The 20,654-nt window shown below is 73.6% G+C and carries 18 protein-coding genes and 1 riboswitch; of the genes, 11 read left to right on the top strand and 7 right to left on the bottom strand.

Annotated elements, in window-relative coordinates:
- Positions 1 to 136: 136 nt before the first annotated feature.
- From ACGFYQ_RS02790 to ACGFYQ_RS02780, 3 genes are all read left to right on the top strand, one after another.
- A complete protein-coding gene (locus ACGFYQ_RS02790; RefSeq protein WP_393739182.1) occupies positions 137 to 958 on the top strand; it encodes a hypothetical protein in 822 nt (273 codons plus the stop codon).
- A gap of 113 nt (positions 959 to 1,071) precedes the next feature.
- Positions 1,072 to 2,082, top strand: a complete 1,011-nt coding sequence (locus ACGFYQ_RS02785) for an LLM class F420-dependent oxidoreductase (protein ID WP_393739180.1) — start codon at positions 1,072 to 1,074, stop codon at positions 2,080 to 2,082.
- Positions 2,083 to 2,266: 184 nt separating this feature from the next.
- Positions 2,267 to 5,011 carry a PKD domain-containing protein gene (locus tag ACGFYQ_RS02780; protein WP_393739178.1) on the top strand — a complete coding sequence of 915 codons (2,745 nt, stop codon included), beginning with the start codon at positions 2,267 to 2,269 and terminating at the stop codon, positions 5,009 to 5,011.
- An 87-nt stretch (positions 5,012 to 5,098) separates the two neighbouring features.
- Here ACGFYQ_RS02780 and ACGFYQ_RS02775 read toward each other — a convergent pair whose 3' ends face one another.
- Both ACGFYQ_RS02775 and ACGFYQ_RS02770 read right to left on the bottom strand, forming a co-directional pair.
- A complete protein-coding gene (locus ACGFYQ_RS02775; protein WP_393739176.1) occupies positions 5,099 to 5,494 on the bottom strand; it encodes a hypothetical protein in 396 nt (131 codons plus the stop codon).
- A gap of 48 nt (positions 5,495 to 5,542) precedes the next feature.
- The gene (locus ACGFYQ_RS02770; RefSeq protein ID WP_393739713.1) at positions 5,543 to 6,145 is read right to left on the bottom strand and encodes a hypothetical protein; all 603 of its coding nucleotides are present in this window, start codon (positions 6,143 to 6,145) and stop codon (positions 5,543 to 5,545) included.
- Between the two features lie 151 nt (positions 6,146 to 6,296).
- Between ACGFYQ_RS02770 and ACGFYQ_RS02765 the strand changes: the two genes are divergently transcribed.
- The gene (locus ACGFYQ_RS02765; RefSeq protein ID WP_393739174.1) at positions 6,297 to 6,599 is read left to right on the top strand and encodes a hypothetical protein; all 303 of its coding nucleotides are present in this window, start codon (positions 6,297 to 6,299) and stop codon (positions 6,597 to 6,599) included.
- A 58-nt stretch (positions 6,600 to 6,657) separates the two neighbouring features.
- On the opposite strand, the gene ACGFYQ_RS02760 is transcribed toward ACGFYQ_RS02765, so the two are convergent.
- From ACGFYQ_RS02760 to ACGFYQ_RS02750, 3 genes are all read right to left on the bottom strand, one after another.
- The gene (locus ACGFYQ_RS02760) at positions 6,658 to 7,746 is read right to left on the bottom strand and encodes a prenyltransferase (RefSeq protein WP_393739172.1); all 1,089 of its coding nucleotides are present in this window, start codon (positions 7,744 to 7,746) and stop codon (positions 6,658 to 6,660) included.
- A complete protein-coding gene (locus ACGFYQ_RS02755) occupies positions 7,743 to 8,504 on the bottom strand; it encodes a class I SAM-dependent methyltransferase (protein ID WP_393739170.1) in 762 nt (253 codons plus the stop codon). Before ACGFYQ_RS02755 ends, ACGFYQ_RS02760 begins: the two co-directional genes overlap by 4 nt.
- A 66-nt stretch (positions 8,505 to 8,570) precedes the next feature.
- Positions 8,571 to 9,887 carry a glycosyltransferase family 4 protein gene (locus ACGFYQ_RS02750; protein WP_393739168.1) on the bottom strand — a complete coding sequence of 439 codons (1,317 nt, stop codon included), beginning with the start codon at positions 9,885 to 9,887 and terminating at the stop codon, positions 8,571 to 8,573.
- 206 nt (positions 9,888 to 10,093) lie between these two features.
- On the opposite strand from ACGFYQ_RS02750, the gene ACGFYQ_RS02745 reads away from it, so the two are divergent.
- Positions 10,094 to 10,717: a TetR family transcriptional regulator gene (locus ACGFYQ_RS02745; protein ID WP_362398762.1), complete on the top strand. Its 624-nt coding sequence runs from the start codon at positions 10,094 to 10,096 to the stop codon at positions 10,715 to 10,717.
- 168 nt (positions 10,718 to 10,885) lie between these two features.
- On the opposite strand, the gene ACGFYQ_RS02740 is transcribed toward ACGFYQ_RS02745, so the two are convergent.
- Positions 10,886 to 11,119 (bottom strand): ferredoxin, encoded by a 234-nt coding sequence (locus tag ACGFYQ_RS02740; RefSeq protein WP_328925458.1) that lies wholly within the window; start codon positions 11,117 to 11,119, stop codon positions 10,886 to 10,888.
- Entirely contained in the window at positions 11,119 to 12,582 is a 1,464-nt protein-coding gene (locus tag ACGFYQ_RS02735; RefSeq protein ID WP_393739165.1) for an aldehyde dehydrogenase, read from the bottom strand. The genes ACGFYQ_RS02740 and ACGFYQ_RS02735 overlap by 1 nt, the downstream gene beginning before the upstream one ends.
- Positions 12,583 to 12,780: 198 nt before the next feature.
- Between ACGFYQ_RS02735 and ACGFYQ_RS02730 the strand changes: the two genes are divergently transcribed.
- The 6 genes from ACGFYQ_RS02730 (at position 12,781) to ACGFYQ_RS02705 (ending at position 20,542) form a co-directional block, all read left to right on the top strand.
- Positions 12,781 to 13,830 (top strand): MBL fold metallo-hydrolase, encoded by a 1,050-nt coding sequence (locus ACGFYQ_RS02730; RefSeq protein WP_393739163.1) that lies wholly within the window; start codon positions 12,781 to 12,783, stop codon positions 13,828 to 13,830.
- A 79-nt stretch (positions 13,831 to 13,909) separates the two neighbouring features.
- Positions 13,910 to 13,990, top strand: a riboswitch (cobalamin riboswitch).
- Positions 13,991 to 14,120: 130 nt separating this feature from the next.
- A complete protein-coding gene (locus ACGFYQ_RS02725) occupies positions 14,121 to 15,386 on the top strand; it encodes a prenyltransferase/squalene oxidase repeat-containing protein (protein ID WP_393739161.1) in 1,266 nt (421 codons plus the stop codon).
- Positions 15,386 to 16,033 carry an SCO2322 family protein gene (locus tag ACGFYQ_RS02720; protein WP_393739159.1) on the top strand — a complete coding sequence of 216 codons (648 nt, stop codon included), beginning with the start codon at positions 15,386 to 15,388 and terminating at the stop codon, positions 16,031 to 16,033. The genes ACGFYQ_RS02725 and ACGFYQ_RS02720 overlap by 1 nt, the downstream gene beginning before the upstream one ends.
- 407 nt (positions 16,034 to 16,440) lie before the next feature.
- Positions 16,441 to 17,589, top strand: coding sequence for an energy-coupling factor transporter transmembrane component T (locus ACGFYQ_RS02715; RefSeq protein ID WP_393739711.1), 1,149 nt, complete (start codon positions 16,441 to 16,443; stop codon positions 17,587 to 17,589).
- Positions 17,586 to 19,679 carry an ATP-binding cassette domain-containing protein gene (locus ACGFYQ_RS02710; protein ID WP_393739157.1) on the top strand — a complete coding sequence of 698 codons (2,094 nt, stop codon included), beginning with the start codon at positions 17,586 to 17,588 and terminating at the stop codon, positions 19,677 to 19,679. Before ACGFYQ_RS02715 ends, ACGFYQ_RS02710 begins: the two co-directional genes overlap by 4 nt.
- Positions 19,676 to 20,542, top strand: a complete 867-nt coding sequence (locus ACGFYQ_RS02705; protein ID WP_393739155.1) for an ECF transporter S component — start codon at positions 19,676 to 19,678, stop codon at positions 20,540 to 20,542. Before ACGFYQ_RS02710 ends, ACGFYQ_RS02705 begins: the two co-directional genes overlap by 4 nt.
- The last annotated feature ends 112 nt before the right edge of the window (positions 20,543 to 20,654 follow it).

The following is a 20,654-nucleotide window of genomic DNA, read 5'->3' as shown; positions in this document are numbered from 1 at the left end:
CCGCCGGGACTGCTCGCAGCCCCGATCCTCTCGGTCGCGCGAGACCTCCGTACCATGGTGCCGCCCGCCCGCTCCCAGGCAAGCTCTGCGACCGCGGTACCACGAGACGACCGAGACCGAGAAGGACACCTAAGACGTGAACATCCGCTCCCTCACTCGAGGCGACGGCGTGGTGATCGGAGCAGCGGCGCTGCTGTTCATCGCCTCGTTCCTCGATTTCTACTCCACCACCGGTGGCGACCTCCCGAGCGCATGGGACACCGACGCCTACCGCCTGGTGCTCCCCAGCGTCTTCCTGCTCGGCTTCATCGCCGCCGGCCTGCTGATCGCCGGCCGCTTCCAGCCCGAGACCCGCAAGGTCCTGGGCCTCCCCATGGCGGCCTGGGGCACCGTGCTCGCCGTGTCGGCCGCCTGGTCCGCGCTGTGGGCCCTGATCACCTGCCCGAGCACGATCGACCTCGGCGCGGGCGCCATCCTCGCCTTCCTCGCCACCCTGGCCCTGGCCGGCGTGGCCGTGGCCGGCGCGAAGGTCCCGGCGCTGGCCGGCCAGCTGGTGCCGGAGCCGAAGCCCGCCGCCGTCCCGCCGTACGGGGGCCAGCCCCAGCCGGGTGCCGGTTACGGCTACCCGGGCGGCCAGCAGCAGCCGTACGGCTCCACCCCGCAGCCGGTCCCGCCGTACGGCGGCACGCCGACCCCGGCCCCGGCTCCGCAGGACAACGCCCAGCACACCCCGGCTCCGGCGCCCGCCCCGGCGGGCGACTTCACCCCGTTCTGGTTCGCCGTTCCGGTGGCCCGCCCCCTCTTCCCCGAGGACGGCTCCCCCACCCCGATCGCCGAACTCGCCCCGGGCACCTGGTACCTGGCCGTCGAGCAGCGTGACGCCGCCACCCTGATCGCCCAGACCCAGGACGGCCGCCGCGGCGTCCTGAACGACACCTCGGGCATCCAGCGCGGCTGATCCCCCGCTCCGCCCGGCCGACGGCCCCCCGCCCTTCCGGGCGGGGGGCCGTTGCCCTACAGTCACCTGACGCATCGTCAGAAATGACTGCCGGCATCGCGGAGGGACCGTACATGCGCCTCGGACTCGCACTCGGCTACTGGGGCCGCGGCCCCCACCCGGACCACCTCGCCCTCGCCACCGAGGCGGAGAACCTCGGCTACGACTCGGTGTGGACCGCCGAGGCCTGGGGCTCGGACGCCTTCACCCCGCTCACCTGGATCGCCGCGCACACCTCCCGGATCCGCCTCGGCACGGCCATCGCGCAGATGGCGGCGCGCACCCCCACCGCGACCGCCATGCACGCCCTCACCCTGGACCACCTCTCCGGCGGCCGGATGATGCTGGGCCTGGGCCTGTCCGGACCGCAGGTGGTCGAGGGCTGGTACGGGCGCCCGTTCCCCGCGAGCCCGCTCACCGCGACCCGCGAGTACGTCGACGTCATCCGGCAAGTGCTGCGCCGCGAGGGCCCGGTCGCGCTGGAGGGCCGCTTCCACCAGCACCCGTACCGGGGCGGGGACGGCACCGGCATCGGCAAGCCGCTGAAGCCGATCACCCATCCGCTGCGCGCGGACCTGCCGGTCCTGCTGGGCGCGGAGGGGCCGAAGAACATCGCCCAGACGACGCGGATCGCGGACGGCTGGCTCCCCCTGTACTGGTCGCCGGCCCGCACCGACGTCTACCGGGCCTCGCTGGCCGACCTCCCCGAAGGGTTCATGATCGCGCCGATGGCTCGGGCCAGGGTCTGCGACGACGTCGCCGAGGGGCTGCTTCCGGTCAAGGCGATGCTCGGCTTCTACATCGGCGGCATGGGCCACGCGGCCCGCAACTTCCACGCCGACCTGATGGCCCGGATGGGGTACGAGGAGGAGGCCCGCCGCATCCGGGAACTGTTCCTCGCCGGACGCAGGGAGGAGGCGGTCCTCGCCGTCCCGGACGCGTTCGCGGACGAGATCTCGCTGGTGGGCCCGCGGGAGCGGATCGCGGAGCGGCTGGAGCTGTGGCGCAAGGGCCCGGTCACGGACCTGCTCGTGACGGCCCCGGACCCGCACACCCTGCGCGTCCTGGCGGAGCTCAACACCTAGGATCCGACGCTCCGATATGACCATCGGAAGTGACAGCGACTGTCCGAAAGTGGATGATGATCGTTGCCGCTACGGGTTTCGCGAGTGCCCGACTGCCGCCGGGGGGAACTGGCCGCATTGACAGGTCGCGAAGCGCCGCGCCCGTGGCGACCCACGCCATCCTCTGCTCGAAGGAACACTCCTGGTGCGTCCCACTCGTGCGACGGTCCTGCTGACCGCGGGTCTCGTCTCCCTTCTCGGCCTGCCGGCCACCGCGGCCGCCGCCGACATCCCGACCTACCTCTACGTGAACCATGCCGCGCACTCCGGCTGCTCGGACAGCGGCCCCGGTTCGGGCAGCACTCCCTTCTGCACGATCTCGGCCGCGGCCAAGACCGTACAGCCGGGCCAGACCGTGCTCATCGTGCCGGGAACGCCCTACGACGAGGCCGTCACCATCAATCGGCCCGGGCAGCCGGGCAAGCCGATCACGTTCATGTCCGAAGGGATGGAAGCCCTCCCGAAGTTCAAGCTGGCGCCGGGCAAGGCCCTGACCATCAACGGCACCTCCCACGTGACGGTCATCGGGCTGGACGCCCCGGCCGGCGTCCGGGTCACCGGTTCCACCGACATCGAGCTCCGCGGGATCGCCGTCACCGGCAACCCCGACTCCGTCACGGTCGACGGGGGGAGCGCGAACGTACGCCTCAAGCACAGCAAGCTGAGCACGTCCGTCCGGGTCGAGAGCGCGCGCGACGTCGTACTGAGCCGCAACGAGATCCAGGGCTACGTCCACCCGGCGGTCATCGCGTGGGACGCGACCGGCCTGGTCGTCACCAACAACACCATCCGCCGCGACTGCGAGGCGGGCATCAAGCTCACCGGCGGCTCCACCGGCTCCGCCCTGTTCAACAACGTGGTCCACACCGACTTCGAGGCCGGATGCGGGGACCCCGGTCCGCGCTACGGCATCGAGGTGGCGCAGACCTCGGCCGCCGACACCCGCGCCGACTACAACCTGATCACCGGCCCCTTCACCGCCGACCGGGTGGCCTACAAGTGGGCCGGCACCACCTACCCGGACCAGGCGGCCTTCCACGCCGGCACCGGCCAGGGCGCGCACGACATCCTGACGCCGTCGGCGCAGGGCGTCGGCGCCGTGGACGGCTCCCCCACGGTCGACTCCGCGGACGCGACGGCGCCGGGCGTCCTGCTCACCGACTACTTCGGCCGGCAGATCGGGGACGACCCGCGCGTACCCAACACCGGTAAGGACGGCGGCTACCTCGACCGCGGTGCCTTCGAACTGTACGACGACCTGCGCGGCGTCCGGGCGGAGCTCGAACCGGGCTCGGCCCCGGCCGGCACCACGTTCAAGGTGAAGGCCACCGCGGACAGCCGCTGGCTCGCCGCGCTCACCTACGAGTACGACTTCGGCGACGGCACCGCCCCGGTCGTCACCCAGGCCGCCACCGCCGAGCACGTGTACGGCAAGCCGTGCGAGTGCACGGTCAAGGTGACGGCGTCCAACCTCGTCAGGCAGGAGGTCTTCACCTACGTGACGGCCAAGGTGACCGCGGCCGGCTCGCTGACCACGGCCTTCACCACCAGGCCGTACCTGCCGAACCCGGACGACCAGAGTGTGTTCGTGGCTCCGCTGGCCATCGAGGTCGACCCACGGACCTCCGCCACGCCGTGGCCGATCGTGCGGATGGACGTGGACTACGGTGACGGTGCCAAGGAGGTCAGCGACCCGATAATCATCACCCGCCACGCCTACAAGCAGCCCGGCACGTACAAGGTGACGGTGACCCTCCAGGACGCCAAGGGCGCCACGTCCACGGCCGAGCGGACCGTGCAGGTCGGCTACACCCCGGCCGGTTACGTCCCCGTCGCCCCGTCCCGCGTACTGGACACCCGCACCACCAACGCGCCCGTCCAGGGCGGCACCGCCACCCCGATCATCCTGCCGGTCGCCCACTACAGCTGGGGCCCGAGCCACACGGCCGGCGCGTCCGCGGCGGTCCTGAACGTGACGGTCACCGGCGCCACCGAGGACACCCACCTCGGCGTCTGGCCCTCCGGCCAGCCGCGCCCGGTCACCTCGAACGTCAACGTCAAGGCGGGCGGCACCTCGTCCAACACCGTCACCGTCCCGATCGGCGCCGACGGCAAGGTCTCCGCGCAGCTCAACTCGGGCAAGGCCGCGCTGATCGTCGACTTCGTCGGCTACTACCAGCCGAACACCGGGCAGCGCTTCTCGCCGCTCGCCCCGACCCGCGTCGTCGACACCCGGATCACGGGCGGCGCCCTCGGCGGCGGCCGGACCCGCACCGTCAAGGTCGCCGGGGTCAACGGCATCCCCGCCGACGCCACCGCGGTCGCGCTCAACCTGACCGGCACGGGCGCGACGGAGAACGGCCACGTCATCGCCTACCCGGACCCGGCCAAGCGACCCACCACCTCGAACCTCAACCTCGAACCCGGCAAGGACAAGTCCAACCAGGCCATCGTCCCCGTCGGCCCGAACGGGACCATCACCCTGTTCACCAACACCGGCTCCACCCACCTGATCCTGGACGCGGTCGGCTACTACGCCAAGGACGGCAAGGCCCTCTTCACCCCCGCCGTCCCCCAGCGCCTCGCCGACACCCGCACTACCGGCAAGCTGAACCCCGGCGCGACCACCACCGTCACCGGGATCCCGGCGAACGCGCTCGGCGCAGCCCTGAACGTCACCGCCACCGACACCTCCGGGCCCGGCTTCCTCACGGTCTACGGGCACGGCGGCACGCGGCCCGAGGCCAGCAGCCTCAACACCCGCCCCGGTGAGACCGTGCCCAACCACGTCACCACCCCCGTCGCCGACGGCCGCGTCAGCATCAGCAACAGCTACGGCGGCAGCACCCACGTGATCACCGACCTCTTCGGCTACTTCACCCAGGGCTGACCCCACCCGCAGAACACTGGAGCCCCGGCCACCGCGACACGCGGCGACCGGGGCTCCCGGCTGTGAACGGGGTCTCAGGAGTGCTTCTCAGGAGTCCTTCCCGGGACCCTGCACGATGGCCGCCAGCAGCTCGCGCAGGTCCAGCGCCATGACGGCGATCTCGATGCTCCCGCCGCCCTCGTAGGCGCAGGTGACGATCCGCGAGCCGGGGTTGATGGACATGCCCTCCTTCACGGAGGGGGCCCGTACCTCGGTGGCACGGGCGCCGGGCAGCGGCACGGGCTCGCCGCGCTGCGGGACCCAGCGGGCCGCGCCCTCGTCGGCGTACACCCGGCCCGGCCGCCAGCGGCCCTCGCCGGCCGGCCTGCGGGCCATGCCGGGGATCCCGGGCACGGGCCCGGCGGCCGTCCGCGCGAGGTGCTTGCGCCGCAGGAGCCAGCCGGCTCCGACGGCGGCGAGGACGGCCACCACGATCTCGATCACGCGACCATTGAAACAGGCCGCAGGGGCCGGGTCGTGACCTGTTCGCTCCTATCCGCCCAGCTGGGAGACGCTCGGGACCTTGTCGGTCACCTCGGCGCCCGCGCTCTTGCCGGCTTCCTTGACCCCGTTGATGACGTTGCCGAAGGAGTCGATGTCGGCGTCACCGGCATCGCCCTTGCGGAGCTTGCTGCCGAGACCCTTGAGGGACTCGATGCCCGCCGTCAGCGGGACGAGCGCCTTCGACAGCAGCGGGTCGCCCTTGGCGTTGTCGGCGGCCGCCTTCAGCCGGTTGTACGCGAAGGCACCCGCGAGGCCGGCCTTGATGAGCGCGAACGTACGGCCCTTCGCGCCCTTCTTGAACTTGCCGGCACGGTACGGCTTGATGATCCATTGGTACGTCGCCCCGGCCGCGAGGCCCGCGTTGGCGACGAAGCGCGCCTTGGCGAACTTCTGCTTCTCGGCGGAGGTGGTGGGCGAGGGTGTCGGGGCGGCCAGCTCATCGGCTTCGACGGCGGCCGGCTCGGCGGCCGCCAGGGCGGCCAGCTCGCCCATGGAGGCGGCCGAGAGCTCCTCCTGCCGACCCCTGTCGCCACCGCCGTCGCCGCATGCGGTGGCGCCGGCCAGCAGCGCGGTGGACAGGACCACCGCCATCAGGGCACGGCGGATTCGGACGGTCGTGGGTACGGACACGGTTTCCTCCGGGGAGTGGGGTGTCCCTCGCAGCCTCGCCCGGGCCCCGGGGCTGCGCCACTTGGGGGACCCGTTCGGGTTTGCGGCGCGTCCGCGCGGCAAGACGCGTGACATGCGCACACACACCCGAGTACACGCCCGAGGAAGCAGTCAGGCAGGCCGGGCCGTCGCACTGGTGGCGGACGTGCTCGCCTTCGTGATCGTCCTGTGGATCCTGCTGTACCTGCTGGACGCCAACCGCGGCAACGAGCTGGTGGAGTTCGTGCACGACACGGCCTCCTGGCTGGCCGGCTGGTCCTACGACCTGTTCACCTTCAGCCGCGAATGGGTCCAGGTCGTCATCGGCTACGGCCTGGCCGCGGTCGTCTACGTCCTCGTCGGACACGCCGTCGCCGGCTGGCTGTACCGCCGCTGACGTCCGACGAAGGGGCCTTCCCCCACCGCACGGTGGAAGAAGGCCCCTTGTCCACACCTCAACGGCAGCAGTCGGGCTCCAGCCCGGCCGGGAGCGAGGTCCCGCCGAACACCTCGGTGGTGGCCTCGTCGCCGCCGAGCGCCGCGACGGCGAGCAGCAGCGACCCGGCGGTCCAGGTGGTCTGCTCGACCGGCCACACCGCCTCGTCCTGGAACACGTACCCCGTCCAGTACATGCCGTTGTCGGCGCGCAGGTGCGTGATCGAGCGCAGGATCTCCAGCGCCCGGTCCGACTCCCCCGTCGCCCACAGCGCGAGCGCCAGCTCGCAGGACTCGCCGCCCGTCACCCACGGGTTCGGCAGGACGCAGCGCACGCCCAGGTCCGCGACGACGAACTCGTCCCAGCGCTCCTCGATGCGCGCCTTGGCCTCGGGGCCGGTCAGGGCCCCGCCGAGGACCGGGTAGTACCAGTCCATCGAGTAGTGGTTCTTGTCGAGGAACCGCTCGGGGTGGCGGCGTATGGCATGGCGCAGGGCGCCGGCCGCGAGCTCCCAGTCGGGCTGCGGCTCCTCGCGGTGCTCGGCGATGGCCAGCGCGCAGCGCAGGGCCTGGTGGATGGAGGAGGAGCCGGTCAGCAGGGCGTCCGTGACGGGCGTGCCGTCCGCCTCCCGCTTCCAGCCGATCTCGCCGCCGGGCTGCTGGAGCGAGAGCACGCACTCCACGGCCGCGTAGACGGCGGGCCACATCCGGTCGAGGAAGGCGTCGTCGCCGGTGGACAGGTAGTGGTGCCAGACGCCGACGGCTATGTACGCCGTGAAGTTGCTCTCCCGGCTCGCGTCCTGCGGCTCGGCGGTGTCCACCCCGTCCGGCCGGTCGGCGTAGGCCGCGTACCAGGAGCCGTCCTGGTTCTGGTGGGCGGCGAGCCACTCGTACGCCTTCTCGGCGGCCTCGTGCTCGCCGGCCGCGTCCAGCGCCATCGCGGCCTCGGTGTGGTCCCACGGGTCCAGGTGGTGCCCGCGGAACCACGGGATGGCCCCGTCCGTCCGCTGCGCGGCGAGGATGCCGGCGACGGTCTCGGCGGCCTGCTCGGCGGTCAGTACGCCGTCCAGGACGAGGTGTTCGGGTGCGGTGCGCCCGGGCGAGGTCACTGTGCGGCGCCGACGGGGTGGGGGTACCCCCCGCGAAGCGAGGGGGAGTGCGGCTTGGTCGCGTACGCCACGAAGCTCTTGCCGATGACCGGGTTGAGGGCCTGCTCCGCGAGGCGGGTGAGCGCGGGCTTCTTCATGATGTCCCAGACCAGGAGCTTGTGGTACGCCTTGACGGGCAGCGCCTTGTCGTTGTCGACGCCGAAGGCGCACTTGAGCCACCAGTACGGGGAGTGCAGCCCGTGCGCGTGGTGCGTGCCGTACGGCTTGAGGCCCGCGGCCTCCATCTTGCCGAGCAGCTCGTCCGCCTTGTAGATGCGGATGTGGCCGCCCTCGACCTCGTGGTAGGCGTCGGAGAGAGCCCAGCAGATCTTCTCGGGGCCGTAGCGCGGCACGGTGACGGCGATGCGTCCGCCGGGCTTGAGCACGCGGACCATCTCGGCGAGGACGCCCTTGTCGTCGGGGATGTGCTCCATCACCTCGGAGATGATGACGACGTCGAAGGACTCGTCGGGGAAGGGCAGCGCGAGCGCGTCGCCCTCCATGGCGGTGGCGGTGGCGCCGGCCGGGGCCTCGCCGGCCTCCTTCATGGCGGCGAACCACTTGGCGACCTCGCGGATCTCCTCGCCGTTGCGGTCGACGGCGACCACCTGGGCGCCTCTCCGGTAGCACTCGAAGGCGTGCCGGCCTGCGCCGCAGCCCAGATCGAGCACGCGGTCGCCTGCGGCGAGCGGGAACCGGGAGAAATCGACGGTCAGCACGGGGTCCTGCCTTCGCGGTCGCGGGGGTGGAGGGGGTGGGGGTGGTTCATGGAGGGACGTGGAGGGTCAGCGCGCCCGGCGGGTACGGCCGGCGGCCTGTTCGATGGCGGCCCGGTAGTGCGCGGCGGTGCCCTCGGCGGCCTTGGCCCAGGTGAAGCGGGTCAGGACCCGTTCGCGCCCGGCGGCGCCGAGGCGGGCCCGCAGCTCCGGGTCGCCCAGCATCCGGCCCAGCGCGCCGGCCAGCGCGCCCGCGTCGCCCGGGGGCACCGCGAGGCAGGTCTCGCCGTCGGGGCCGGAGACTTCGGGGATCGCGCCGCCGGTGGTGGCGACGAGGGGGGTGCCGGTGGCCATGGCCTCGGCCGCGGGGAGCGAGAAGCCCTCGTAGAGGGAGGGCACGCAGGCGACCTGGGCGCTGCGGACGAGGTCGACGAGTTCGGCGTCGGTGATGCCCTTGACGAAGCGGACGGCGTCCTGGAGCCCGTACGTCTCGATGGCGCGGGCGACCGGCCCCTTCTCGGCGCGCTTGCCGACGACGACGAGGTGGGCGTCGGGCTGCTCGGTACGCAGCTTCGCGAGCGCCTCGACGAGGTGGACGAGCCCCTTGAGCGGGACGTCGGCGCTTGAGGTGGTGACGATGCGGCCCGGGACCTCGGCCACGGAGGGGTCCGGCGACCACAGGTCGGTGTCGGCGCCGATGTGCACGACGTGGATGCGGCCGTCCTGGACGCCGAGGTGCTGGGCGATCTCCTGCTTGGAGGAGCCGGAGACGGTGAGCACGGAGGGCAGGCGCCGGGCGACGCGGCCCTGCATGCGCGTGAAGGCGTACCAACGCCGTACGGAGGCCCGCTTCTTGCGGTCCTTGGCGGCGGCGAGGTCGAGCTGCCGGTCCACGGTGATGGGGTGGTGGATCGTGGTCACCAGGGGTGCGCCGAGGTCCGCCAGCAGTCCGTATCCCAGGGTCTGGTTGTCGTGGATGACGTCGAACTCGCCGGCGCGGGCGGCGAGATGGCGCCGGGCCCGCAGGGAGAAGGTCAGCGGCTCGGGGAAGCCGCCGGTCCACATGGTGGCGACCTCCAGCGCGTCGATCCAGTCCCGGTACTCGTCGCGCTTGGGAGTGCGGAAGGGGTCGGGATGCCGGTAGAGGTCGAGGCTCGGGAGCTCGGTGAGCGTGGCCCCCGTGTCGAGCACCGGGTAGGGCTGCGCGCCGATGACCTCGACGGAGTGCCCCAGGCGTACGAGCTCGCGCGAGAGGTGGCGGACGTAGACGCCCTGACCACCGCAGAACGGGTTCCCCTTATAGGTGAGGAGCGCGATGCGCAGCGGGCGGTCGCCGTCGGTGGCGGAACCCGGGAAAGGGCTCGTCACCATGGCCTCAGCGGTCACTCCTGGCCCCCTTCATACCCTGCACTTTCGCCGGAGCGTAACCGCTCGGATAATGTAGAACAAGTTTCAGACTTGATCCGTTGAGACCATTGAATCTACCGGCCGGAAACCACACCGTAAGAGGCGGAGCAGGTGATTCGCGCCACGGCTTCGGCGCCTGACATGCTGGCTCCGGATCAGCCCCGCAACGACTCGGAACGGGACACATGACAGCGGAAGCGAAGGCCGCCCACACCTCGGCGTCCCCTCCCCTGACGGAGCGCCAGGAGGCGCGCCGCCGCCGGATCCTGCACGCCAGCGCCCAGCTGGCGAGCCGGGGCGGCTTCGACGCCGTCCAGATGCGCGAGGTCGCCGAGTCGTCCAGCGTCGCGCTGGGCACTCTGTACCGGTACTTCCCGTCCAAGGTGCACCTGCTGGTGGCCACCATGCAGGACCAGCTCCAGCACATGCACACCACGCTGCGCAAGCACCCCCCGGCCGGGGACGACCCGGCGGCGCGGGTCGCGGAGACGCTGATGCGGGCCTTCCGGGCGCTCCAGCGGGAACCGCACCTCGCGGACGCGATGGTGCGGGCGCTGACCTTCGCGGACCGCAGCGTGAGCCCCGAGGTGGACACGGTGTCGCGGCTGACCACGGCGATCATCCTGGATGCGATGGGCCTGGAGGCCCCGCCGACGGCGGAACAGCTCTCGGCGGTCCGGGTCATCGAGCACACCTGGCACTCGGCGCTGATCACCTGGCTGTCGGGCCGCGCCTCGATCGCGCAGGTCAAGATCGACATCGAGACGGTCTGCCGCCTGATCGACCTGACGGCCCCCGAAAAGGCCTGATCCCGACCGTCGATGGCGGGGCGAGCCTCGGTCCGGGCGCGGCGGATCGCCGGGCGGGGCTTCGGGGGCGGGAGCCGCTCTGGGCGGCATGAGGGTCTCCGTGGCCGGCGCCGCCGGGTCGTCCCCGGCCGGCGGGCCCCGGCGACGGGGCCCGCCGGGCGCGCCCCGCTACTCCTCCGGCGGGAAGACCGGCTCGCCCGTGGCGGCCAGGGTGATCATGATGGCCTCCACCGGGCAGCCCTCCGCCGCCGTCAGGACCGGCTCGTTCGCGTCCGTTTCCGGGGTGCGCGGGTGCGACTGCCGGGCGGAGTCGAGGGCGAAGCCCTCCGGGGCGTGGTTCACGCACATGCCCGAGCCGATGCAGACCCCCCGGTCCACCTCGACCTGCCAGCGGTCACCCATCAGGCACCCGCCTCATAGCCCGCCGGCAGGTGGATCATCTTGTGCTCCAGGTACTCGCCGAGGCCCTCCGGCCCGAACTCCCGGCCCACGCCGCTGTTCTTGTAGCCGCCGAACGGGCCGAGCATGTCCAGGCTGAAGGTGTTCACGTTGAAGGTGCCCGTCCGGACCTGACGGCCGAAGTCGATGCCGTGCTCGACGTCGGCCGTCCAGACGCTGCCGCTCAGGCCGAACTCCGAGTCGTTGGCCACCCGTACCGCCTCCGCCTCGTCCCCGTACGGGATCAGGCAGACGACCGGGCCGAAGATCTCCTCGCGCGCGATCCGCATGGAGTTGTCCACGTCGCCGAAGAGGGTGGGCTCCACGTACCAGCCCCGCTCCAGGCCCGCCGGCCGGCCGCCGCCCGCCAGGACCTTCGCGCCCTCCTCCTGGCCGATCCGGATGTAGTCGAGGGACCGCTGCTGCTGCCGCCGCGCGACCAGCGGCCCGAGCTGGGTCGCCGGGTCCAGCGGGTCGCCGACCACCAGGGCCCCGGCCGCGGCCGCGAGGGCCTCGGCCACCTCCTCGTACCGGCTGCGCGGCGCGAGCACACGGGTCTGGGCCACGCACGCCTGGCCGTTGTTCATCCAGGCCGCGGGCACGATCCCGGCGATGGTGGTGTCCAGGTCGGCGTCCGGCAGGATCACCGCGGCCGACTTGCCGCCGAGTTCGAGGGTGACCCGGGTCAGGTTGCGCGCGGCGACCTCCATCACGCGCTTGCCCGCGGCGACCGAGCCGGTGAAGGCGACCTTGTCGATGCCGGGGTGGCCGACCAGGTACTCGCTGACCTCCCGGTCGGCGGGCAGGATCGACAGCACGCCCTCCGGCACCCCGGCCTCGCGCGCGATGTCGGCGAGGATGTACGAGTCGAGCGGGGACTCCGGGGACGGCTTGAGGATCACCGTCGAGCCGGTGAGCAGCGCGGGCGCGAGCTTGGCGGCGGCCACGAACTGCGGCACGTTCCACGGGATGACGGCCGCGACGACCCCGACCGGCTCGCGGCGCACCAGGATCGGGCCGAGGACGCCCTGGCGGTGCTCCTCGTACGGATAGGCGCGCGCGACGGTGATCGCGGCGTCGTAGACCATCATCGGGCCGAGCGCCTGGGCGAGGACGCTCCAGGAGTACGGGGATCCGTTCTGCGAGCTGATCGAACGGGCGATCTCCTCGTGCCGGACGGCTATGGCGTCCTTGATCCGGGAGACGACGGCGACGCGTTCGTCGAGCGACATCCGCGGCCAGGGCCCCTCGTCGAACGCCTTGCGCGCGGCGGCGACCGCCCGGTCGACGTCGGCCTTCGAGGCGTGCGGGACGGAGCCGATGACCTGCTCGGTGTGGGGGGAGACGACCTGGATCGTGTCGCTGCCCAGCGGATCCGTCCACTCCCCGCCGATGAACAGTTGTCCGTGTTCCACGAGCTCGGTCATGGCTGATGCCTCCTGCGGCTTGGCGTTCCAGAACTGATACCAGTTCTAGTTGGAGGAGTCCACGGCCAGGACGGAACAGCCCGGAAGATCCAACGACTAGTCAGAAAGGGCTGGAGGTGGTCGACTTGGGCTACTACTGAAACAAGTTCTCGTTCGGTTCGGGTTCGGTTCGGGTTCGGTTCAAGGACTGGGGGTCTCATGTCAGAGGACACGTCACAGGTGACCGACCACGGCGGAGGAGTGTGGGCGATCAAGGTCCCCATCCCCGACAACCCCCTCGGGCACACCCTCGTCCACGTCCTCGACACCGACCGCGGCCCGGTCCTCGTCGACACCGGCTGGGACGACCCCGAATCCTGGGACACCCTCGTCGCCGGCCTCGCCGCGCTCGGCATCGCCGTCGCCGACGTCCACGGCGTCGTCATCACCCACCACCACCCCGACCACCACGGCCTGTCCGGCCAGGTCCGCGCCGCGTCCGGCGCCTGGATCGCCATGCACGCCGCCGACACCGAGGTCGTCGTACGGACCCGGTCCGCCGAGCCGGGCGTCTGGTTCGACTACATGAGCGAGAAGCTCGCGGCCGCCGGAGCCCCCGAGGAGCACATCGCCCCGCTGCGCGCCGCCCGCGCCAGCGGCCGCATGCGGACCCTGCCCGGCCTGCGCGCGGCCGTCCCCGACCGGGAGATCGTCCCCGCCGAGCTGCTCCCCCTCGCCGGACGCCGGCTGCGCGCGATCTGGACCCCCGGCCACACCCCCGGCCACGTCTGCCTGCACCTGGAGGAACAGCACCCGGCGAACCTCCCCGGCAACGGCCGCCTCTTCTCCGGCGACCACCTGCTGCCCGGGATCTCCCCCCACATCGGCCTGTACGAGGCCCCGGAGGACACCCGCGTCACCGACCCCCTCGGGGACTACCTCGACTCCCTCGAACGCGTCGGGCGCCTGGGCCCGGCCGAGGTGCTCCCGGCCCACCAGCACGCCTTCACCGACGCCCCCGCCCGCGTACGGGAACTCCTCGACCACCACGAGGAACGGCTCACCGGGCTGTGGGCGCTGCTCGCCGAGCCGCTCACCCCGTGGGCGCTGGCGGAGCGGATGGAGTGGAACCGGCCCTGGGAGCAGATCCCGTACGGCTCCCGCAACATCGCCGTCTCGGAAGCGGAGGCCCACCTGCGGCGGCTGGTGAAGCAGGGCCGCGCGGAGGCGGTCCCGGGCACCGACCCGGTGACGTACCGCGCTGTGTAAGGGGTGCGGGCGGGCATCGCCCCCGGGCGAGCGGGTTACGGGCCGGTAGAGTGAACCCGTCGTCCACACCTCTGTACGGGGGGAAGCCGGTGCGAATCCGGCGCTGACCCGCAACCGTGACCCGCCCTCGGCACCGCCGCGGCGAGGAGCCGGAATGCCCCGTACAAGAGGTGCGCGGCTCGTGCCGCCGGGGCCCCCGGCGGCCGGCACCGTCGAGGTAAACGGAGCCGGAGCCCGGTGCCTGAGCGTGCCTGCCTCCAGCCCCCCAGCACGAGAGGCACCCCCGCCCCATGAACGTCCGCCGCAGCGCCGCCGCGCTCGCCGCCTCCGCCGTGCTCTGCGTGGGCGCCGCCCCCGCAGCCCTCGCCGACACCGCGCCGCCCGCCTCCCCGTCCGCGCCGCCGGTCATCCCCTCCGGGCTCTACGGCAAGAAGGACCCGGTGTACGACGGCGTGTGGCGCCAGTCCTTCGCGCTGCTCGCCCAGCACACGGTCGGCGTGAAGCCCGCCGCGCAGGCCGTGGACTGGCTGACCGGCCAGCAGTGCGCGAACGGCTCCTTCCCCGCCTTCCGCGCGGACACCGCCCAGGCGTGCGACGCCTCGACGTACATCGACTCCAACGCCACCGCGGCCGGCGTGCAGGCGCTGGCCGCGCTCGGCGGCCACGACGAGACGGTGAAGAAGGCCGTCGGCTGGCTGAAGTCCGTACAGAACGAGGACGGCGGCTGGAGCAACAACCCCGGCGGCGCCATGGACAGCGGTACGGACGCCAACTCGACCGGCATCGTGATCAGCGCCCTGGCCGCGGCCGGTGAGAAGCCGGCCGAGATCAGGTCGAAGGCGGGCAAGTCGCCGTACGAGGCGCTGCTCACCTTCCAGCTGGGCTGCTCCGCCGAGCCGGCCGCCGACCGGGGCGCCTTCGCGTTCCAGCCGCTCGACGGCAAGCTGCTCGCCAACGCCGACGCCACGGCCGCCGCCGCGCTGGCCGGCCTCGGCAAGGGCGCGGCCGTTCCGCCCGCCACGACGGACACCCCCGCGACGGCGCTCGCCTGCCCGGCCGGCTCCGCCGACCCGGTGGCCGCCGCCCAGGGCGCGGTCGGCTACCTGGCCGAGGCCCTCAAGAAGGACGGCCACCTCACGGCCTCGACCCCCGGCTCGGACCAGGCGACCGCGGACACCGGCAACACCGCCGACGCGGTGATCGCCCTGGCCGCGGCCGGGCACAAGCAGTCGGCGGCGGGCGCGCTGGAGTGGCTCAAGGCCAACTCCGCGGAGTGGTCGAAGGGCAGCCCGGCGGCCCTCGGCACGCTGATCCTCGCCGCGCACGCGACGGGCACCGACCCGAAGTCCTTCGGCGGCACCGACCTGGTGGCGGCGCTGAACGCGACGGGCCCGGCCCCGCAGGGCGCGGACACCTCCGCGACCACGGTGGACAGTGACGAGGACAAGCCCTCCGGCGGCCAGAGCATCTGGTGGATCATCGGCGCGGGCGGCGCGGCCGGCGTGGGCATCGGCATCCTGCTGAGCGGCCGCCGCAAGAAGAAGAACCAGCTCTGATGCCCCGCCGCCTCCTTCCTCTCGTTCTGGGCCTCACCCTCGTCCTGCTGGCCGCCGCCCCGGCACTGGCGTCGAGCTACCGCTACTGGTCGTTCTGGGACGGCGCGGGCGGCCGGTGGGCGTACGCCTCCGTGGGCCCCTCGACGGCCCGTCCGGCGGACGGCTCGGTGCAGGGCTTCCGCTTCGCGGTGAGCAAGGACGCGGCGGCCGAGGCGGCTCGGCCGCGGGCGGCGGCGGACTTCACGGCGATCTGCGCGGCGACCCCGCCGGCCGAGGGCAGGAAACGGGTGGCGCTCGTCATCGACTTCGGCGTCCCGGCGGACGCCCCGGCGGGCGACGCCCCGCCGCAGCCGGAACCGCGCACGGCCTGCGCCCAGGTGGCCCCGGAGGCCACGACGGCCGAGGCTCTGGCATCGGTCGCGAAGCCGCTGCGCTACAACAGCGCGGCCCTCCTGTGCGCGGTCTCGGGCTACCCGGCCCAGGGCTGCGGCGAGCCCCTGGCCGACGCCCCGGCCACCCCCGCGGCTACCGCGGCCACTCCCGAGAAGAAGGACGGCGGCCCGTCGGCGGGCCTCCTGGCCGGCATCGCGGCGGTGGCCGCCCTGTCCGCAGCCGCCCTCTGGCAGTCCCGCCGCCGCACCCGATGACATCCGACGACACGGGACCGGGTAACGGCGCGGCGGACGCCGACGGCGCCAAGCCCATCACCGCGCCCCCGGCGGCCGGACCGGCTCTCGGAGCAGAGCCGACCCCGCGCCCGCCCGGGGCGGCCCGGCCTCGCAACGGCGGGGCGGACGCCGACGGCGCCAAGCCCCTCACCGCGCCCCCGGCGGCCGGACCGGCTCTCGGCGCAGGGCCGACCCCGCGCCCGCCCGGGGCGGCCCGGCCTCGCAACGGCGGGGCGGACGCCGACGGCGGTCAGGCACCCACTGGGGCCAGCCGCACCCGGGGTGCGGGCCGCACGGGTGGTGCGGGTGGGTATCCCGCCCGGCCGGAGGCCGGGCGCGCGCCCACCGGAGCCGCACCCGGCGACGTGACCCCGGCCCGGCGGAGCCTGCCCTCGGCGCCGGATCCGGCGCACGGGTCCTCGTACAACCGCCGAAGGCGCTGGGAGGCTCCGCAGGCCCGCCGGGCCACGGCCCTGCACGCGGGAGCCTGGTGGCTCTGGGCCCTCGGCCTCGCCACGGCCGCCTCCCGCACCACGAACCCCCTCCTCCTCGGCCTGATCACCGGCGTCGCCGGCTACGTGGTCGCGGCCCGCCGCACCAGCGCCCCCTGGGCCCGTTCCTACGGGGCCTTCCTCAAGCTCGGTCTCGTCGTCATCGGCCTGCGCCTCCTCTTCTCCATGCTCCTCGGCTCCCCCATCCCCGGCTCGCACGTCCTCTTCGCCCTCCCGGAGTTCCCGCTCCCCGCCTGGGCCCAGGGCATCCGCTTCGGCGGCAAGGTCACCGCCGAACAGCTGGTCTTCGCCTTCTACGACGGCGCCAAGCTCGCCGCCCTGCTCGTCTGCGTGGGCGCCGCGAACGCCCTCGCCAACCCGGCCCGGCTCCTGAAGTCCCTCCCGGCCGCCCTCTACGAGGCGGGGGTCGCCGTGGTCGTCGCGATGACCTTCGCGCCGAACATGGTCGCCGACGTCGTCCGCCTGCGGACCGCCCGCCGGCTGCGCGGCCGCCCCACCGGAGGGGTGAAGGCCATCCTCCAGATCGGCCTCCCCGTCCTGGAGGGCGCCCTCGAACGGTCCGTCGCCACGGCCGCGTCGATGGACGCGCGCGGGTACGGGCGCACGGCGCAGGTCCCGCCCGCCGTCCGGCACACCACCAACGTCCTCACCCTCGGCGGCCTGCTCGGCATGTGCGCGGGCACGTACGGGCTGCTCGCCGCGCAGGGGGCGGCGTACGGCCTGCCCCTCCTCCTCATCGGCCTGGTCCTGGCCCTCGCGGGCCTGCGCCTCGGCGGTCGCCGGTCGGTGCGCACCCGCTACCGGCCCGACCGCTGGGGGGCGCGCGCCTGGCTGGTCGCCGGGTCGGGCGCGGCCGTCGCCGCCCTCCTCATATACGCGGGCACGCGCGACCCCGAGGCCCTGGCCCCGGGTGTGGTCCCGCTGGTCGCGCCCTCGCTGCCGCTCTGGCCGGCGGCGGCGATCCTGATCGGCCTGCTGCCCGCCTTCGTCGCACCCGTACCGCCCAAGGAGGCGTCCCAGTGATCCGCTTCGAGCAGGTCTCGGTCACGTACGAGGGCGCGGCCGGCCCGTCCCTCCAGGGCGTCGACCTGGTGATCCCCGAGGGCGAGCTGACGTTGCTGGTCGGCCCGTCGGGGGTCGGCAAGTCCACCCTGCTGGGGGCGGTCTCCGGGCTGGTCCCGCACTTCACCGGGGGCACGCTGCGGGGCCGGGTGACGGTCGCGGGCCGCGACACCCGCACGCACAAGCCGCGGGAGCTCGCGGACGTGGTGGGTACGGTCGGCCAGGACCCGCTCGCGCACTTCGTGACGGACGTGGTCGAGGACGAGCTGGCGTACGGCATGGAGTCCCTCGGGCTGGCCCCGGCCGTGATGCGCCGCCGTGTCGAGGAGACCCTGGACCTCCTCGGCCTGAACGAACTGCGCGACCGCCCCATCGCGACGTTGTCCGGCGGGCAGCAGCAGCGGGTCGCGATCGGCTCGGTCCTGACCCCGCACCCGAAGGTCCTGGTCCTGGACGAACCGACCTCCGCCCTCGACCCGGCGGCGGCGGAGGAGGTCCTGGCGGTCCTCCAGCGTCTGGTCCACGATCTCGGCACCACCGTCCTGATGGCGGAGCACCGGCTGGAGCGGGTGGTCCAGTACGCCGACCAGGTGCTGCTCCTGCCCTCCCCGGGCGAGGCCCCGCTCCTCGGCACCCCGGCCGAGATCATGGCCGTCTCCCCGGTCCACCCCCCGGTGGTCTCCCTGGGCCGCCTCGCGGGCTGGTCCCCGCTCCCCCTGTCGATCCGCGACGCCCGCCGGCTGGCCGCGCCGCTGAGGTCCCGCCTGTCGGCCGCGACCGCCTCCGCGCCCGGGCCCCTGGGCTCAGCCCCGACCCTGGCCGATGCCGCGACCCCGGCCAACCCCGCCGCCCCACTGTCCGCACCCGCCCGCGCCGCCACTTCCCAGGGCTCCGCCCCGAACCCCGCGCCTCAAACTCCCCTGGACTGCGCCTGTGGGGACCCCGAGGCGAGGCTGGAAGTACCTCCGTCCACACCCGCCCGCGGCGCGTCGGCGGGGCTGGCCGGCTCGCCAGGTGGTCCAGCCGCGCCAGGCGGTCGGCACCAGCCAAATCCAGCCCCGCCGGCGTTTGAGGCGCGGGGGTCCTGGGGCGGAGCCCCCAGCAGCGCAGCCCCCGGGCTGCTCACGCGCCTGCTCCGCCGGAGCAACCCGGCCCGGTCCCGCCAGGCGCCGACCCCCGTCGAGCCCGCCCCGGCGGCGGCAGCCGGCAAGGTCGCCGAGGCCCGCAACCTCGGTGTACGCCGCGGCCGCGCCGACGTGCTCCACGGCATCGACCTCGCCGTCGCACCCGGCGAAACCGTCGCCCTCATGGGCCGCAACGGCGCCGGCAAATCCACCCTGCTCGCCACCCTCGTCGGCACCCTCGCCCCCACCACCGGCCAGGTGACCGTCGACGGCCGGACCCCCCACCGCACGGCCCCCGCCGAGATGGTCCGCCGCGTCGGCCTCGTCCCGCAGGAGCCCCGCGACCTCCTCTACGCCGACACGGTGGCCGCCGAGTGCGCCGCCGCCGACTCCGACGCCGACGCGGCCCCCGGTACCTGCCGGGACCTGGTGTCCGCCCTGCTCCCGGACGTCCCCGACGACACCCACCCCCGCGATCTGTCCGAGGGCCAGCGCCTGGCGCTGGCCCTGGCGCTGGTCCTCACCGGCCGGCCCGCCCTGCTGCTCCTCGACGAGCCCACCCGCGGCCTGGACTACGCCGCCAAGGTCCGCCTGATCGAGATCCTCCGGGCCCTCGCCGCGCGGGGTCACGCCATCGTCCTGGCCACGCACGACGTGGAACTCGCCGCCGAGCTGGCCCACCGCGTGGTGATCCTGGCCGGCGGGGAGGTCGTCGCGGACGGCCCGACCGCCGAGGTCGTCGTCTCGTCCCCCGCCTTCGCCCCGCAGGTGGCGAAGGTCCTCGCGCCCGGCCACTGGCTCACGGTGAGCCAGGTCGCCGAAGCCCTGGCAACCACGCCCCCGCCCCCAGCCTCATCCCCCGAGACGGCCCCCGGGGCGGCCCCGGGAGCCACGCCCGGAACAGCCACCGGGACGGCACGCGCATGAGCCGCCCCGCGACCCGCCCCGTCCGGATCGGCCCCCGGGCCGCCGCCGCGCTGGTCCTCGTCACCCTCATCGGCATCGCGGCCTTCGGCTGGCCGCTCCTCGCCGACCGGCAGTCCGGCCTCGCCCACTCCCAGGACGCGCCCTGGCTCTTCGCCGCGCTCCTGCCCCTCCTCGTCGCCGTCGTCGTCGCGACCATCGCCGACAACGGCATGGACGCCAAGGCGGTGGCGATGCTCGGCGTGCTCGCCGCCGTCGGGGCGGCGCTGAGACCGCTGGGCGCCGGCACGGCCGGCCTGGAGCCCATGTTCTTCCTGATGGTGCTCAGCGGCCGCGTCCTCGGTCCCGGCTTCGGCTTCGTGCTCGGCTCGGTGACCATGTTCGCGTCCGCCCTGCTCACCGGCGGGGTCGGGCCGTGGATGCCGTTCCAGATGCTGGCCATGGGCTGGTTCTCGCTGGGCGCCGGGCTGCTGCCCGGCCCGGAGCGGATCCGGGGCCGGGCAGAGCTGCTGATGCTGGCGGCGTACGGCTTCGCCGGTTCGTTCGCGTACGGCACGGTCATGAACCTGCAGGGCTGGGTGATCCTGCAGGGCATGGGGCAGGGCGTCTCCTTCCACCCGGGCGAGCCGGTGGCGGCGAACCTGGCGCGCTTCGCCGCGTACTGCCTGGCGACCTCGGTGGGCTGGGACCTGGGCCGGGCCGCGCTGACCGTCGTACTGACCCTCACGCTCGGCGCCGCGCTGCTGAAGGCGCTGCGGCGGGCGACGAGAAAAGCGGCTTTCGACGCGCCTGTCACCTTCGATTCGGGGGCCGGAAGTGGCCCGGACCACACCCCTCAAAGGGATACGAAGGAGCACAGAGGGTGAGATTCAGGCCCCTCAGTGGTGAGCCGCCCCATAGGACCCAGGTCACAAACGAAACGGAATAGTAGCCTCCAAACGGGACATATACACCCTCCCGCAACCCATCCCACCTGCA

This window comes from Streptomyces sp. NPDC048258 (assembly GCF_043201995.1).
Taxonomy (GTDB): domain Bacteria; phylum Actinomycetota; class Actinomycetes; order Streptomycetales; family Streptomycetaceae; genus Streptomyces.
Note: the sequence above shows the minus strand (reverse complement) of the source record. Positions and strands in the feature narration are given on the sequence as shown.